This window comes from Paenibacillus sp. BR1-192 (assembly GCF_029542445.1).
GTDB classification, from domain to species: Bacteria; Bacillota; Bacilli; order Paenibacillales; family Paenibacillaceae; genus Paenibacillus_AQ; species Paenibacillus_AQ lautus_A.
Genome location: NZ_CP120718.1, coordinates 6,530,128 through 6,545,329 on the forward strand (window position 1 = coordinate 6,530,128; position 15,202 = coordinate 6,545,329).

The 15,202-nt window shown below is 54.8% G+C and carries 10 protein-coding genes; 2 read left to right on the forward strand and 8 right to left on the reverse strand.

Annotation, left to right across the window (positions count from 1 at the left end; all coding sequences use genetic code 11):
• Positions 1–98: 98 nt before the first annotated feature.
• From P0X86_RS30085 to uvrB, 6 genes are all read right to left on the reverse strand, one after another.
• Positions 99–2,030 carry a stalk domain-containing protein gene (locus P0X86_RS30085; protein WP_277747177.1) on the reverse strand — a complete coding sequence of 644 codons (1,932 nt, stop codon included), beginning with the start codon at positions 2,028–2,030 and terminating at the stop codon, positions 99–101.
• Positions 2,030–3,106, reverse strand: a complete 1,077-nt coding sequence (locus tag P0X86_RS30090; protein ID WP_277747178.1) for a S1C family serine protease — start codon at positions 3,104–3,106, stop codon at positions 2,030–2,032. The genes P0X86_RS30085 and P0X86_RS30090 overlap by 1 nt, the downstream gene beginning before the upstream one ends.
• A 245-nt stretch (positions 3,107–3,351) precedes the next feature.
• A complete protein-coding gene (locus P0X86_RS30095) occupies positions 3,352–3,561 on the reverse strand; it encodes a hypothetical protein (RefSeq protein WP_009594213.1) in 210 nt (69 codons plus the stop codon).
• Positions 3,562–3,779: 218 nt separating this feature from the next.
• Positions 3,780–5,375, reverse strand: a complete 1,596-nt coding sequence (locus tag P0X86_RS30100; RefSeq protein WP_277747179.1) for an S-layer homology domain-containing protein — start codon at positions 5,373–5,375, stop codon at positions 3,780–3,782.
• Positions 5,376–5,707: 332 nt separating this feature from the next.
• Positions 5,708–8,575, reverse strand: a complete 2,868-nt coding sequence (uvrA, locus tag P0X86_RS30105) for an excinuclease ABC subunit UvrA (protein WP_277747180.1) — start codon at positions 8,573–8,575, stop codon at positions 5,708–5,710.
• Between the two features lie 100 nt (positions 8,576–8,675).
• Complete coding sequence (uvrB, locus tag P0X86_RS30110) at positions 8,676–10,667, reverse strand: excinuclease ABC subunit UvrB (RefSeq protein WP_009594250.1); 1,992 nt, start codon at positions 10,665–10,667, stop codon at positions 8,676–8,678.
• Positions 10,668–10,970: 303 nt separating this feature from the next.
• Between uvrB and P0X86_RS30115 the strand changes: the two genes are divergently transcribed.
• Both P0X86_RS30115 and P0X86_RS30120 read left to right on the forward strand, forming a co-directional pair.
• A complete protein-coding gene (locus P0X86_RS30115; protein WP_090909949.1) occupies positions 10,971–11,765 on the forward strand; it encodes a flagellar motor protein in 795 nt (264 codons plus the stop codon).
• Positions 11,749–12,564: an OmpA/MotB family protein gene (locus P0X86_RS30120; RefSeq protein WP_277747181.1), complete on the forward strand. Its 816-nt coding sequence runs from the start codon at positions 11,749–11,751 to the stop codon at positions 12,562–12,564. Before P0X86_RS30115 ends, P0X86_RS30120 begins: the two co-directional genes overlap by 17 nt.
• Before the next feature lie 256 nt (positions 12,565–12,820).
• Here the strand turns inward: P0X86_RS30120 and P0X86_RS30125 are convergent, their stop codons facing one another.
• Together P0X86_RS30125 and P0X86_RS30130 are read right to left on the reverse strand one after the other, a co-directional pair.
• Positions 12,821–13,984, reverse strand: coding sequence for an ABC transporter permease (locus P0X86_RS30125; protein WP_277747182.1), 1,164 nt, complete (start codon positions 13,982–13,984; stop codon positions 12,821–12,823).
• The gene (locus P0X86_RS30130; RefSeq protein ID WP_277747183.1) at positions 13,977–15,158 is read right to left on the reverse strand and encodes an ABC transporter permease; all 1,182 of its coding nucleotides are present in this window, start codon (positions 15,156–15,158) and stop codon (positions 13,977–13,979) included. The genes P0X86_RS30125 and P0X86_RS30130 overlap by 8 nt, the downstream gene beginning before the upstream one ends.
• Positions 15,159–15,202: the final 44 nt, after the last annotated feature.

Here is a 15,202-nt window from a genome sequence, read left to right on the forward strand (position 1 = left end):
CTGCCCATCCGCACCATGAGTGCAGCAGGACAGCTATCAGTGTTATCAAACATTCGCTTTATTCCATATGATGTGAGTTCATAATTCCATTCTGCGGGTTATTTCACGAGCTCAAACGAGGTGAGCGTACGCGCCAGCGCCGCTTGCTGCACTTCCGTTGCATTGGCATCATTCAGCGTTGTCATGATCGTGTACGCGATATCCCCGCTTTCAAAGACGATTTCCTCGGTCGCATAACCAACGCCGTTCTTCACCTGATGCACCTTGAACGACACGGCAGGCACGCCGGCAAACGTGATCTTATCGACGCCCAGCAATTTCACCGACGAAGCCGCGCTGGCTTCGTTATAATACCGTTTCAGATTGCTGACGATGACTTCAGCTGTTGTATCCTTTTGGGCGGTAATTTCAAAGCCGCCCCCGGCAAAGCCATACTCCACGATTCCCTGCTCGAACTGATCGTTCAGCGGCTCCCAGTACCTCGGAATATCGATATGATAGCGGTACGTCTCGGAGCTTTTGCTTCTCATCTTGGTTTTATCGGTCAGGTAGCCCTCTTCGCCGATGCGGCCGAAATTTGCCGGTACCACATCGTAATCGATCTCGATTGATTCGAGAACCTTTTTCCAGTTGGAAGCCGTCCGTTCCTGCCCATCCGGTATCGCATACTCCAGATAATAGCGGTAGCCGTTCTTCTGGACTATCACCTCATATTCCGTTATCCATTTATTCCCGAAGTTGTACCGAACCTCTTGAATCTGCCCTTTGACGCCGGAAATCTCCACAGGCGTAAGTCCGACGTATTCGTACGATTCCTCGACAAAGGATTCGGCCAGCCAGTCTTTAAGGCGCTGCCCCCAAGCGGCGAGGGTACCATCGGCCCCCGTCGGAGCGGATGTCACCGAGACGGACAGATAGCCCTCTCCTTCGCTGCCGTATAACATATCCTTGTTGTTGATTTCCCAGCCTGCCGGAATGCCGAACCATATGCCGTATTCTTCGTTTCCTGCTTCGCGGAACCCATCCACGATGGAGGATACGTCTTTTACCGATTTGTCTCCTGCCCGATAGGCCGTTCGGAAAGAGCCCAGCAAGCCTGCGTGTTGGTCCATATCTTTATAGTGAACCGCTTCGGCATCGGCAAAATACAGTTCATAAACGCGGTCGTTGGCATAGTACTGCCGACCTTCCCACAAGACGCCGTCGACATCGCGGGAGACCACTCTGGCATACGGAACCGCTGCGCTTGTGACCGTCTCTTGGTGCAGCACAACGTCTCCGGAGTCGCCCACTTCCTTCAGGAGCCGTTCCATCAGATCATCGGGACTCAGCTTCACCTTGTGGGAGGATGCGTGCACCTCCAGGTAATAGCGGCCCGTAGCATCATTGAAAGCCGAACCGCTCTCATCGTCCGTGCCTCTTCCAACCATCATCCAGGAGGGATAATTCAAGCTCCATTCATAATAGCTGTTCCCGATTCGGGTCTTCCCGGTCGTGTTGTTGATTTCGCTCTCGTCCTGCTTCTCTTCCTTATCCGTGACCATGAGGCTGATGGCCAGCTTGCCCTGGGAGGAGCTTACCTTGGCGCCGATTCCCGCCGCAACCGGGCGAAGCGGCACCATCAGCGTACCGGACACCATGGTCGGTTCCACCGGCAGCTGCACCTTTTTCCCGTCGATCCATGCCGTCTTGTTGTCCATGACGAGCACGACCGTATGCGGCCCTTGCAGCAGCCGTATCCGGTTCTCGCCTTCCAGCCTGATCTCGCTGCCAAACGCTTTCTTGAATACGCCCAGCGGTACCATCAATACGCCATGCTTCAGCTGCGGCTTGGCAATCGTGTAGGAAGTGCCATTGACCGAAGCTGTGCTGCTGCCGTTTTGCACGGTCAGTATGCGCTTCTCCGGCACAACCACTTCATCTCCCCATGCGGGAAGCGACAACGTCGTAAATAACATCAGCGCCGATAAGGTTCCGGCTGTCACCTGCCGCAGGCGCCGGCTTGTTTCCGTTCTTTCTCTCTTTTCCATTACTCGGCCTCCCCAACGCTTGACGAAGCAGCTCCGTTACCATCCTGGCTGAGCGTCAGTTTTACGTTCACGATATCCCCATCCCGCTGCATCAGCAGCTGAACCTGCTGACCGGGCATATAGGGCTTTAACCGTTCGTTGATATCAACAACGGAATAAATGCGCTTGCCGTTAATCGCATATAATACGTCATCCTCTTGAATGCCGGCCTGCTTGGCCTGCTCGGACAACACCTTCGTAACGGTCAACGGATCGTCCGAAGGGAGACCTACGATGGCGGACCAGCTCTCTTCCAGCTCCAATCCGAGTCCGGCTCTAATCACCTCGCCGTATTCCAATAAATGGCCCACAACGTAGCGGACCGTTTCTGCAGGTATGGAGAAGCCCATGTTTTCAATGCCGACGGCGGCGAACTTCTTGCTGTTGATCCCGATGACCTCGCCCTTCAAGTTGACGAGCGGGCCCCCGCTGTTGCCCGGGTTAATGGCGGTATCGGTTTGAATCAGGCGATAAGAGCCGTCTACGCTCCGGTTTAGCCCGCTTACCACGCCCACCGAGGCCGAGTTTCGCAGCGAGAACGAGATCGGCGTGCCAATGGCAACAACCGTCTCCCCGACAAGCGCATGCTGCGCTGTTGCCGCAATTTTGGCCGGCTTCAGGGACTTGGCATTGATTTTGACCAATGCAATATCGCTCTTGGGATCGCTGTATACGCCCTTGGCTTTATAGGATTTGCCGTCTGCGGTCACGACCGTGATTCCGGTAAGCCCGTCCACCACATGGGCGTTCGTCACGATCCAGCCGTCCGACTTCCAGATGACTCCTGTGCCATGCGCCAGATTGTATCTGTCGTCCACTTCGCCGCTTCCTTGAGCGGCCTTCCCGATAATGCCGACCACCGACGGCGACATCCGGCTGATGACTTGAGGCACCTCGTTTTGCTCATATGTATTCTTAGGCTTCGCGCTTGCTGCATCCGCAACCTCTGCCTGTGTGAGCATGCCGCTGCTTCCTGCCAAAATGACGGTCCCCAGCAGCATGGCCGCGGATCTTTTTTGCCATTGTACGTTTTTCAATTGGTATGTTCCTCCCCCGGTTCCATCCTCTACCCAACTTGTACTCCTCAATTTATCATGTTTTTCCATTTGTAACCATTGCTGATAGACCTATTTCTTTTACGTTTTTCCTGCGGATCGTGTAACTTGCCCTCGAAGAAACAAAAAGACGCCTTCACGCTGCAGGGTAGCAGAAGGGCGTCTTGTTTGTATGTATTTCATTCCATTCGTCATGAAGCCGCTTTAATAGCGTGCATCACGCCAACCTAATTGTTAAACCATCCTGTAATCATGGCATAGTCAGAATACAAGAACACAAATAAGCTGACGAGACCGAAAGCGATTGCGAATTTATTTTTTTGACGGGCCATCAACAGGCGAACCACGCCAACAAAGATCAGAATCGTAAACAAAATCATGAAAATATCAAATGTCTTAAATGTCGCGGTCGCATCCGATGCTGCTGCAAGGATCATGAAACGTACCTCCTCGTGGGTTTCTTCTCGGGCAAATTTACATATCTTCTTCTATGTTATCCATGTGCCCGTCCAGATGCAAGCCCTCCGCCCCGAAAAATGAAAAAAAGTCATAGAAATTTCTCATTTTTAACCAAATTGTCAGACATTAGCATGACTTTCATCATGGCAGGGACTAGATCAAGCTAACGAAATGGAAACTTGCACAGGTTCTTCCGTTATCCAAGAGGTACCCGGGTGGGATCGAGAATGGGATCCTCATACTCCTCCTGATCCTCCTGATCCTTTTGTTCCTCTGGAGCCGACTCCTGCCCGGTTACCGTCTCCTCCGCCAGATCCTCGCTTGGCAAAGCCACGGAAGGATCCATGATCGTGATCCGATCCACGGGGTCCTTTCTGACATCCAAAGTTACCTCGTTGGACGGTTCGCTGCGGATATGCCATTCGTTCACGGCGACAACATGAATCGTATACCGGCCGGGCAGACCTGCCAGCATATGGAGATTCGGAATGAGATAGGCCGGACTCTCTAACGGTTCATCGTTCAAACGTGCCCCAGCTCCGTCGGGTCCTGTGTAGTATACATGATAGGTTACGCCTTCCTGTGCATCTGACCAGGTTAAAGCAATGGATTCATCTTCCTCATTTAGGATGGCCTGAAGGCCCGACACTTTATTCGGGCGGCTCGAAACTTCGTTAGAATAACCGCTCTTGCCGAAGCTGTTTACAGCCTCGATCACATAGTAAGAGGGTTCTTGAAAACGTACATCCGTAATGGCATAAGAACCTGCGTCCACATTCGATCCCTCAGCCAATAAGGCATACCCCGATCCCGATTGTCCGCTGGAATAGATATTGTAGGTTACGCCCTGCTGATGCGTCCAGGTTAATTGAGCCTGCCCCTTCACATGGTGGAACCTCAGATCATTCGGAGCTGATGGTGCCGTTGTCGGCAAAGCCTCCGATACGGTAGCTGAAGGTCCCGTCTCTGTCGGAGCTTGCGTTGGTCCGGAATGAACAGGAGTTGCCGAGGTTGATCCCGATGAAGTAGCAACGATGCCATGAATGACCGGAAGAGGGCTATTCGGCGGCGGTGTTTCCGTTTCGCTCACGGCAGCGTTCAAATCGATTGACTCCACGGATTCCAGCCATTTGGCTGTAGCCCTGACAGCTTCTTCCCGAGTGACGGTACCCTTGGGGTTCAAACCGTCAATGCCGGATTCCAGAAACAGTCCTAATTCCAAGGCCAGTGCCATTGCTTCCTTGGCATCATTGCTGGAGGATCCTTCCTGTAAGTTCTGCTGTGAAGGTGAAGGTTCCGCCCCGGATCCGATCTTATCGGAAATTCCTCGCAGAGCTCTTTGATACAGCATAGCCATATCCTGACGCGTCAGCGGCAATCCAAGCCCGAATCGCCCGTTGCCGACCCCTTCTACCAGCCCTTCCTGAACCGCAGCTTCGATCGCGGTGAAGGCATAATGATCCTTAGGCACATCCTTAAAGGTAATGACTTCCGGAGGACTATCCGCATTCAGGTTTAACGTATGGACGATGAATATGACAAAATCCTGCCGGCTTATAGCCTCTGTCGAGCTAGACTTCCCCTGCCCGTCTAGGGTAAGGAACCCTTTATTTAATCGGGTAAGGGCTTCCTGTGCATTGAAGTGTTTCACACCCGAAACGGATACCCCCATCTCTGCCTGCACGCGATCCGTAACGGGTCCCCCTACCTCTGCCTGTACGCCGTCGGTTGAGTTTATGTATAAAGCACTTGCTGCCAAAACGATCAGAATGGAACAGGTGATCCTCTTCATACAATCCCTCCGTTTTAACGAAATCACCAAGATCATACCATATCTTGGAATACGAAGATATTGGAGGATAGCATGAAAATAACGCCGGACATAGGTGCATTCCTTGAAGGTTTCTCTAAATGACTTGCTCGCCGCTCCCTGTTCGCACGGTTCGTGGTCCGGGGCATGCTTCGATGGCTGTCGACCATCACAAAAAAAGAGCCCCTGGCAATTCCACCAGGGACTCCTCTCATTTTCTTATCGATGCCGGCATTGAGAATGGCAATGTGCCATTCCCATTGCTAGGCAATTCCCATGCCGACAAAGAACAACTTTACGTCCGCTAACGTTTATTAGCGGGCTGCTTCCACCTTGTTCAATTCCTCGGTTCGCTTCGTATCGCGTTCCAGAATCGGCTTCAGATACTTGCCTGTGTAAGACTCAGGCACCTTGACCAGATCCTCAGGCGTTCCCGTAGCGATAATGGTACCGCCGCCGCTGCCGCCCTCCGGACCCAGGTCGATCAGATAGTCCGCGGTCTTAATGACATCGAGATTATGCTCGATGACGAGGACGGACTCCCCGGATTCCACCAGGCGGTGAAGCACGACGAGCAGACGATCGATATCGTCCACGTGCAGGCCGGTGGTCGGCTCATCCAGGATATACATCGTTTTGCCTGTGCTGCGGCGGTACAGCTCGGAAGCCAGCTTCACGCGCTGCGCCTCGCCGCCGGACAGCGTGGTGGCAGGCTGCCCCAGCGTAATGTAGCCCAGGCCCACATCCATCAGCGTTTGCATCTTACGGTGAATTTTCGGAATGTTCTGGAAGAAATCCGTTGCATTCTCCACCGTCATCTCCAGGACTTCGGCGATGTTCTTGCCTTTATATTTGACTTCCAGCGTTTCGCGGTTGTAACGCTTGCCCTTGCACACTTCGCAAGGCACGTAGATATCCGGCAGGAAGTGCATCTCAATCTTGATAATGCCGTCTCCGCGGCAGGCCTCGCAGCGTCCGCCCTTCACGTTAAAGCTGAAGCGGCCCTTCTTGTATCCGCGAATCTTCGCTTCATTCGTCTGGGAATAGATATCCCGGATATCGTCGAAGACGCCTGTATAGGTTGCCGGGTTGGAACGCGGCGTACGGCCGATCGGAGATTGGTCGATGTCGATGACCTTCTCGATGTGCTCCAGACCTTTCATTTCACGGTATTGCCCCGGACGTACCTTCGCCCTGTTCAAATCCCGAGCGAGCGTCTTGTACAGGATCTCGTTGACCAGCGTCGACTTGCCGGATCCGGATACGCCCGTTACCGCCGTAAACACGCCAATCGGAATCTTCACGTTAATATTTTTCAGATTGTTCTCTTTCGCGCCCTTAATCTCCAGCCAGCGTCCATCGGTCTTGCGGCGCTTGCTGCTGACCGGAATGAACTTACGCCCGCTCAGGTATTGGCCCGTCAGCGAGTTGGGGTCGTTCATAATCTCCTTCGGCGTTCCTTCCGCAATGACTTGGCCGCCATGAATACCTGCGCCCGGGCCGATGTCGATGATATAGTCCGCGGCCATCATCGTGTCTTCGTCATGCTCGACCACAATCAGCGTATTGCCCAAATTCCGCATATGCTCCAGCGTGGAGATCAGGCGGTCGTTATCCCGCTGATGCAGCCCGATGCTCGGCTCGTCCAGAATGTAGAGCACGCCCATGAGGCTCGATCCGATCTGCGTGGCTAACCGGATCCGCTGCGCTTCGCCGCCGGACAGCGTTCCCGCCGAACGGCTGAGGGTCAGGTAATCCAGCCCGACATTAACCAGGAAGCCCAGGCGGCTGTGAATCTCCTTCAGAATGAGATTGGCAATCTGTTTTTCTTTCTCGCTAAGCTCCAGATGATCGAAGAATTTCAGGGATTCTCCGATCGACAAGCTGGTAACATAGGCCATGTTGCGATCATTGATCGTAACGGCCAAGCTTTCCTTACGGAGACGATGGCCTTTGCACACATCGCACGGCTTGCTGCTCATATAGCCTTCGATGTATTCGCGTATGCCCTCGGAGTTCGTATCGCGGTAGCGGCGTTCCAGATTCGGAATGATGCCCTCGAAGGTGACGTGCGCTTCCTTCCGCTGACCGAAGTCATTCTCATAACGGAAGTGAACCTTCTCGTTGCCCGTGCCGTACAACAGCTTATTCATCTGTTCCTGGCTAAAGGTACTGACCGGCTTGTCCAGCGGAATGCCGAAATGCGCGCAGACCGATTTCAAAAACTGCGGATAATACGTGGATGTGCCCCCGCTCCATGCGGCAAAGGCGCCTTCCTCGACGCTTTTGCTCATATCCGGCACAAGCAGCTCTGGATCCACGATCATCTCCACGCCCAAGCCGTCGCAATCCGGACAAGCACCGAATGGCGTATTGAAGGAGAACATTCTCGGCGTCAGCTCTTCCATGCTGAAGCCGCAGATCGGACAGGCAAAGTTGGAGCTGAACCGCAGCTCCTCCTGGCCCATGATATCGACCAGGAGCTGGCCGCCTGATAGGTTCAGTGCCGTCTCGATCGAATCGGCGAGGCGCGCCTCGATATCTTCCTTAACCACGATCCGGTCCACAACCACCTCGATCGTATGCTTTTTATTCTTCTCAAGCTCGATGTTCTCCGACAGATCGCGAAGCTCCCCATCGACGCGCACCCGAACGAAGCCCTGCTTCGCAATGTCGGCAAACAGATTCTTGTGCTCGCCCTTGCGGCCGGAAATGACCGGCGCGAGAATTTGCAGCCTCGTCTTCTCGGGATACTGCATGATGCGGTCGACCATCTGCTCGACCGTCTGGGAGATAATCTCCACGCCATGCTCCGGACAGTGCGGGTGTCCGACCCGGGCGAACAGCAGACGCAAATAATCGTAAATTTCCGTCACGGTGCCTACCGTCGAGCGCGGATTGCGGCTCGTGGTTTTCTGGTCAATCGATATCGCCGGCGACAGGCCTTCAATGGAATCGACATCCGGCTTCTCCATCTGTCCGAGGAACTGGCGCGCATAAGCGGACAAGGATTCCACGTAACGGCGCTGCCCCTCGGCATAAATCGTATCGAATGCGAGGGAGGATTTGCCCGAGCCGCTAAGCCCCGTCAGAACGACAAACTTGTCACGCGGTATCGTGACGTCGATATTTTTCAGATTGTGTGCGCGGGCGCCTTTGATCACAATTTTTTCACTGGCCAAACGATATCATCTCCTACTCCATATGGCATGCATGTGGTGCTTATATTTCACAAAGAGAACGACCGCATAGGCCGTCCCCCTTGTCATTCGTCTCTCCATATTACTCGGCTTGCAGTTCCAGCAGCGCGTCACGAAGCTCGGCCGCACGCTCGAATTGCAAATTCTTCGCCGCTTCCTTCATCTCGGCCTCGAGGCGTTGGATCAGCTTCTGACGCTCTTTCTTCGACATCTTCTGTCCTTCGCCCACCAGGTAATCCGCCTTGCCCTCGGCGACCTTCGTCGCTTCGATGACATCGCGCACCTTCTTGCGGATCGTCTGCGGCGTGATGCCGTGCTCCTCGTTGTAAGCAACCTGGATGCTGCGGCGGCGCTCGGTTTCCTTGATCGCCCGATCCATCGAATCGGTGATCTTGTCCCCGTACATGATAACCTTGCCTTCCGAGTTCCGGGCCGCCCGTCCGATCGTCTGGATGAGCGAGCGGTCGGAACGCAGGAAACCTTCCTTGTCCGCATCCAGAATCGCTACGAGGGAAACCTCCGGCAGGTCGAGTCCCTCCCGTAGAAGGTTAATACCCACCAGCACGTGGAATGTACCAAGCCGCAGATCGCGCAGGATCTGCATCCGCTCCAGCGTCTTGATATCGGAGTGCATGTAACGGACCTTGATTCCGATTTCCTTCAGGTAATCGGTCAGATCCTCGGCCATTTTCTTCGTGAGCGTGGTGACGAGCACGCGCTCATCGCGATCCACGCGGTCATGGATCTCGCCGATCAAGTCATCGATCTGCCCTTCGGTCGGACGCACGTCGATGATCGGATCAAGCAGGCCTGTCGGCCGGATGATCTGTTCGACCATCGTATCGCAGTGCTCCATCTCATACGGTCCCGGCGTAGCCGATACGTAGATAATCTGGTTCACCTTCTCCTCGAATTCCTCGAACTTCAGCGGCCGGTTATCGAGCGCGGACGGCAAGCGGAAGCCATGATCGACCAGCACCGTTTTACGTGCCCGGTCACCGTTGTACATCGCGCGGATTTGCGGCAGCGTAACGTGCGACTCGTCAATGACGAACAGCATGTCGTCCGGGAAGTAATCGAGAAGCGTATATGGCGTAGCCCCAGGCTCCCTGAAGGTCAGGGGACCTGAATAGTTCTCGATCCCGGAGCAGAATCCGACTTCCTTCATCATCTCGATGTCGTAACGGGTGCGCTGCTCCAGCCGCTGAGCCTCCAGCAGCTTGCCTTCCGAGCGCAGCAGTTCAAGGCGCTCTTCCAGTTCGCGTTCGATATTCACGAGCGCTACCCGCATCGTCTCTTCGCGGGTGACGAAGTGAGACGCCGGGAAGATGGCGATATGCTCGCGTTCCCCAACCAGCTCGCCCGTCAAGACGTCGATCTCCGTGATCCGTTCGATCTCGTCGCCGAACAGCTCGACGCGGACGGCATGCTCTCCCTTCGAGGCCGGGAAGATCTCGACGACATCCCCGCGCACGCGGAACGTGCCGCGCACGAAGTTGATATCGTTCCGCTGGTATTGGATATCGACCAGCCGCGACAGAATCTCGTTGCGAGGCTTCTCCATGCCCACCCGGAGCGAAAGCAGCATTTCTCCGTACTCGTGCGGCGAACCCAAACCGTATATGCAGGATACGCTCGCCACGATGATGACGTCGCGCCGTTCGAACAGCGAGCTCGTGGCGGAGTGGCGAAGCTTATCGATCTCTTCATTAATGCTGGAATCCTTCTCGATATACGTATCGGAGGAAGGAATGTAGGCTTCCGGTTGATAGTAATCGTAATAACTCACGAAATAATCCACCGAGTTGTTCGGGAAGAATTCCTTAAACTCGCTGGCCAGCTGCGCAGCCAGCGTCTTGTTATGCGCAATGACGAGTGTGGGACGGTTTACCTTGGCGATTGTCTGCGCGATCGTAAACGTCTTACCCGTTCCTGTTGCACCTAGCAGCGTCTGATGTTTTTTCCCTTGGCGGAGTCCTTCGACCAACGCATCAATAGCCGTGGGCTGATCGCCCTGCGGCTGGAATTCAGACTGGATCTCAAAGGATTTGGTACTGACAACTAAATCGCTCATTGCCCTTCATCACCCTCATACTCTAAAATGAAATTCATGCTAAAAGATATGTCGAAACTTCCCGATGATATACTATGGGAAATTAGTGGTGTCTGCGTAAGGAATAAGAATATTTGTTCCCGTCTCATTATACCCTTTACGTTTTTTTGATGCAAACAGTTTAGTGAAAATTTCAATAAGTTCCAGGGCAAATCTTTAAGTCCCCGGCTTCCACGACTTCGGGAGCCTTCAGTGTTCATGTCGAACTTGTGGCATACGAACCGATGATCTTAATTAACTTCCTTAAGGAGATGATACAGCGTTATGGATATTACGATTATTCTTGGCATTCTCGCCGGTCTGGCCGCGTTGATCGGAGGGTTTTTATGGGAAGGCGGGCATCTGAGCGGCCTGCTGCAAGGCGCGGCTGCGCTTATCGTATTCGGCGGGACCATCGCCGCCGTCATCGTCAGTTTCCCGGCCACCCGGCTCCGTACGATCCCCGCTGCGCTCAAGCTGGCCTTCGGCCGCAGCAACCGTTCGACGGACGAGCTGATTGATGCCATCGTCGATATGTCGGTAACGGCCAGAAGAGACGGGGTGCTGGCGCTCGAGCGCATCTCGGCCGAACACGAGGATCCGTTCCTGCGGGAAGGCATGCAGATGGTCGTGGACGGCAACGACCCGGAAATGGTGCGTCAAATCCTGGAGCTCGATATCAATGCCGCCGAGCAGAAGCACGAAGGCTATGCCAAAATTTTCGAGTCCGCCGGAGGCTATGCCCCTACCATGGGGATCATCGGTACCGTCATGGGATTGATCCACGTGCTGGGCAGCCTGCAGGACCCGACCGGTCTCGGCCCGTCCATCGCTGTCGCGTTTACCGCCACTTTATACGGCGTCGCAAGTGCCAATATTATCTTTTTGCCCATTGCGTCCAAGATTAAAGCACGTTCCGAAGAAGAAATTGTAAAAATGGAGCTGCTGCTCGAAGGAATCATGGCCGTTCAGAACGGAGAGCACCCGCTGTTGGTTCGCAAAAAGCTAGCCTCCTTCGCTTCCGCAGGCACCACGGACATTCCGTCCTCAAGGGGGATCGCGCATGAGACAGCCGAATAGACGGCGGCGTCAGCGCAAACAGGCCGAAGGCGAACAGCGCGACCGCTGGATGATCACTTATGCCGACCTGATTACGCTGCTTCTGATCTTTTTTGTTGTGATGTATGCCATGAGCCGGCTCGACACGGAAAAATACAAGCTCGTCACCCAATCCCTGCAGGCCACCTTCCAGAGCGGGGACAGCATTCTGGAGATGGGCTCGGGGATTACCGGAACTGCCGATACCGAGAACCATAAAAATCCTCCGCCGATGCCTGCTGCCGACGAGGAAGGCGAGGACAAGGATAACGGGCAGGAACCGCTGACCGAGCGCGAGCTTGCTTTCCGTGCCCAGGAGGAAGAGCTGGCGAACTTTATGGGGCTCATTCAGCAATACGTGAAGGATAACCAGCTCGAAGAGGACATCTTCATCTCGGATGAGCCGCAGGGGATTGCCATTACGTTAAGCGACCGCTTCCTGTTCGATGTTGGTAAGGCCGAGCTTAAACCTGGCGCCGCTCCGGTTCTGGGCAAATTAGCCAGCCTGTTCGGCGATTTAAACACCACGGTGAGCATCGAGGGGCATACGGACGACGTGCCGATCGGCCGCTACTCCAGCTATAAGGACAACTGGGAGCTCTCCGGCGCCCGAGCGATGTCGGTGCTGCGATTCTTCCTGGAGCACAGCAAGCTGGACCCGGGAGGCTTCCAGTATGCAGGCTATGCCGATACGAGGCCGGCCGCGGACAACGCGACCGCCGAAGGCAAGCAGAAGAACCGCCGGGTTGAAATCACGGTGTTACGGCAGCTGAAGGAGTAGGCAATTGCCGCTATGACCGGCCCATGTACTTCCATGCTTTGCGTTGAAGGAAATCGTAACACATCCGCATAAACCGAATAAGCGCCCGGCAGACTGAATCGGCATGGATTCAGATCTGACCGGGCGCTTTTGCATATATAAACAATGGTTGGATCACTAATAACAAACCTGGGCCTCACGATACGGCACCAGGATATGCAACCTCCGGTCGAAGCTTCAAGAGCTTTATTACGGAGGAACTCCTGGAGCGAATAATTTAAGCGCCGTGCCCAACCCCGCTCTCGCTCGGCCGCAGGACAGCGGAACCGACGGCCAGCAGAATGATTGCCATCAGGCCCAGCACGGCAAGCGGCAGTGCGATGTCGGATAACGTGCCGCCCGTAGCAGCGGTCTCCACCGCCTCAATGGCCCATTTTTGCGGGATGAAATTGGCGATCTTCTGCATGAATTCCGGCATGATGGCAAGCGGCCAGAAGCACCCGCCCAGCATGCAGGTCGGCGTGACGATCATGGAATTGATCATGGCCGCATTTTGCCCGTTCCGGATCAGCCCCGCGACCGTGCTTGCCACGCCTAACGATACGAGCATAAAGGCCATCAGAATAAGGAAATGCAGCACGAACGGAACTCCGTAATCGTAACGAAGGACATACCGGCTGAGCACGAGCACGATGACCACCTGCAGCGAGCCGACCACCAGGCTGCCCAGAAAATTACCTAAAGCGATCTGATAGGCGCGTACCGGCGCCGTATACATGCGGGACAGCGTTCGCTGCCTGCGGTCATCAATCATCATCGACACCACGCTGGAGATAAGGGTCATCATGAACATCAGGGTAAATCCCGTTACGTTCGAGAGTCCCGGCTTCGCATATAGATTCAGATCCGTGACCTCGGTATCCACCCGATTCAGCGCGGATTGCTTGAGCACCTCTTGCAGCGCCAGCATACGATCCGCGTCCGGCTCCGAGGTTTCCCGGATCAAGGCGGCCGTACCGCTCAGGCGCGTAACCGCGGAGTCCGCCGTCATTCGGATCATTACCGAGGCCTCCGAGGTGGAGACTTCGTATATTTTAACTGCCGGCCGTTGGCCTTCTATTAATCCGTCGCTGAACCCCTGCGGAATATAAACGCCCACCGTGCTTTTATTCTCCACCAGGTCTTCCCTCAGCATATTCTCGGACCCGGACTCCTTGAGCACGTATTGGCCGCTCCGCTCCAGTTCATTCATCAAGTACCGCCCTGCAGGTCCCTCATCCTCGTTCACGTAAGTGACCAGAATGCTCGCGGCCGTGGTCTGCCCCATGAGAAACACCGTCAAGGTGACCACTACGCAAGGAACCAGCAGGTAAACGATCCAGCCTCTCTTTCGCCCGAGCGTCCGTCTCACCATATGCCAGGCAATGGTTAAGCTATGCATGGTATCCCACCTTCCTGTACGTAATCATGGCTGCAGCCGACAGGGCCGCGGTAATGGCCGCCAGCATGCCAACGCATGTGACAATCAAATGCACGTCGCTGTTCAGCATCATCCGCAGCATGCTCTGCATCGCCCAATGGTTGACGGTGAAGGCGCCGAGCTTCTGGAAGAACTCCACGGGCAGCGGCATAAACCCTCCGCTGACAAACGTCATGGCGATAATGATCGCCTGCATCAGCCCTCTGGCTCCAGCCGCCGTGGAGGAGACCAGGGTTATGAACGTGGCGATGGTCATGGACGATAACGTGATTAATACGCAGACCACGATGAGCAGCAAGGGGTGCGGTCCCCATTTAACGCCGTACAGCCACATGGATCCAAGGACGATGGCGGCTGCCTGTACCAGCGTAATCAGGCTGGATCCGATAATTTTTCCGGCAAACACGGTTCCGGGGTTAACGGGCGCGCTTTGCAAGCGATATAAGGTCCGGCTTTCCCGCTCGCCCAGCAGGCTGCTGCTGGCCATCAGACCAGAATACAGCAAGAACATGATCAGCATGGAGGCAGCGTAATATTGGGCTGCGGAGTACGTTGCTCCTTTCTCGCTCAGCTGCCCGATCGTAACGTTGGGTCCGTCCGACGCATCGACAGGCGCTGCCGCTTGAGCCGCAAGAACTTGGTCTCCGCCCATAACGACTACCTCCGCCTGTTTGTGATTGGCATCTGCGATAAAGGTCTTGAAGACAGTGTCTGCCACGAGGTTTAGATCACGGTCTCTTCCAGGTAGCAGCTCAAGCTTCACATCCGCTCCCTGGCTCATTCGTTCATCAAAGGAAGCAGGAATCACCACCGCGTAATCGACCTCGCCCCGGCGCAGCTTTTCTTCGACTTCTTCGCGGCTGGATACCACCTCAGGTTCCAGTAGGTCCTGAATCTCCGGCAAGCCGGTCAGCGTCTGCATGCTCCCCGGCAGCTGTCCTCCAGCCTCGGCATCTAACACCAATCCCACTCGGACCGATGGCTGTTTAAATTCCTGATCATTGCCAAACCAGCCCGAAAGCGCGTTTCCCAATATGAAAATAAGGATCAGCGGCAGCAAAAATTGGTTGATCAGCACCGATCGGCTGGTGGCCATCCGCTTCAGCTCGAACCAAGCGATAATCATCGTATTCATCTTCGGTATTCCTCCTTCATGGATTCCTCTGCTCGTGTCCGTTA

What these genes read in the sequence shown, in the direction of transcription:
- P0X86_RS30120 (WP_277747181.1), top strand. Translation starts at nt 11,749, where the DNA reads ATGAGACAGCCGAATAGACGGCGGCGTCAGCGCAAACAGGCCGAAGGC.
- P0X86_RS30100 (WP_277747179.1), bottom strand. Translation starts at nt 5,375, where the DNA reads ATGAAGAGGATCACCTGTTCCATTCTGATCGTTTTGGCAGCAAGTGCT.
- P0X86_RS30130 (WP_277747183.1), bottom strand. Translation starts at nt 15,158, where the DNA reads ATGAATACGATGATTATCGCTTGGTTCGAGCTGAAGCGGATGGCCACC.
- P0X86_RS30125 (WP_277747182.1), bottom strand. Translation starts at nt 13,984, where the DNA reads ATGCATAGCTTAACCATTGCCTGGCATATGGTGAGACGGACGCTCGGG.
- P0X86_RS30115 (WP_090909949.1), top strand. Translation starts at nt 10,971, where the DNA reads ATGGATATTACGATTATTCTTGGCATTCTCGCCGGTCTGGCCGCGTTG.
- P0X86_RS30095 (WP_009594213.1), bottom strand. Translation starts at nt 3,561, where the DNA reads ATGATCCTTGCAGCAGCATCGGATGCGACCGCGACATTTAAGACATTT.
- uvrB (WP_009594250.1), bottom strand. Translation starts at nt 10,667, where the DNA reads ATGAGCGATTTAGTTGTCAGTACCAAATCCTTTGAGATCCAGTCTGAA.
- P0X86_RS30085 (WP_277747177.1), bottom strand. Translation starts at nt 2,030, where the DNA reads ATGGAAAAGAGAGAAAGAACGGAAACAAGCCGGCGCCTGCGGCAGGTG.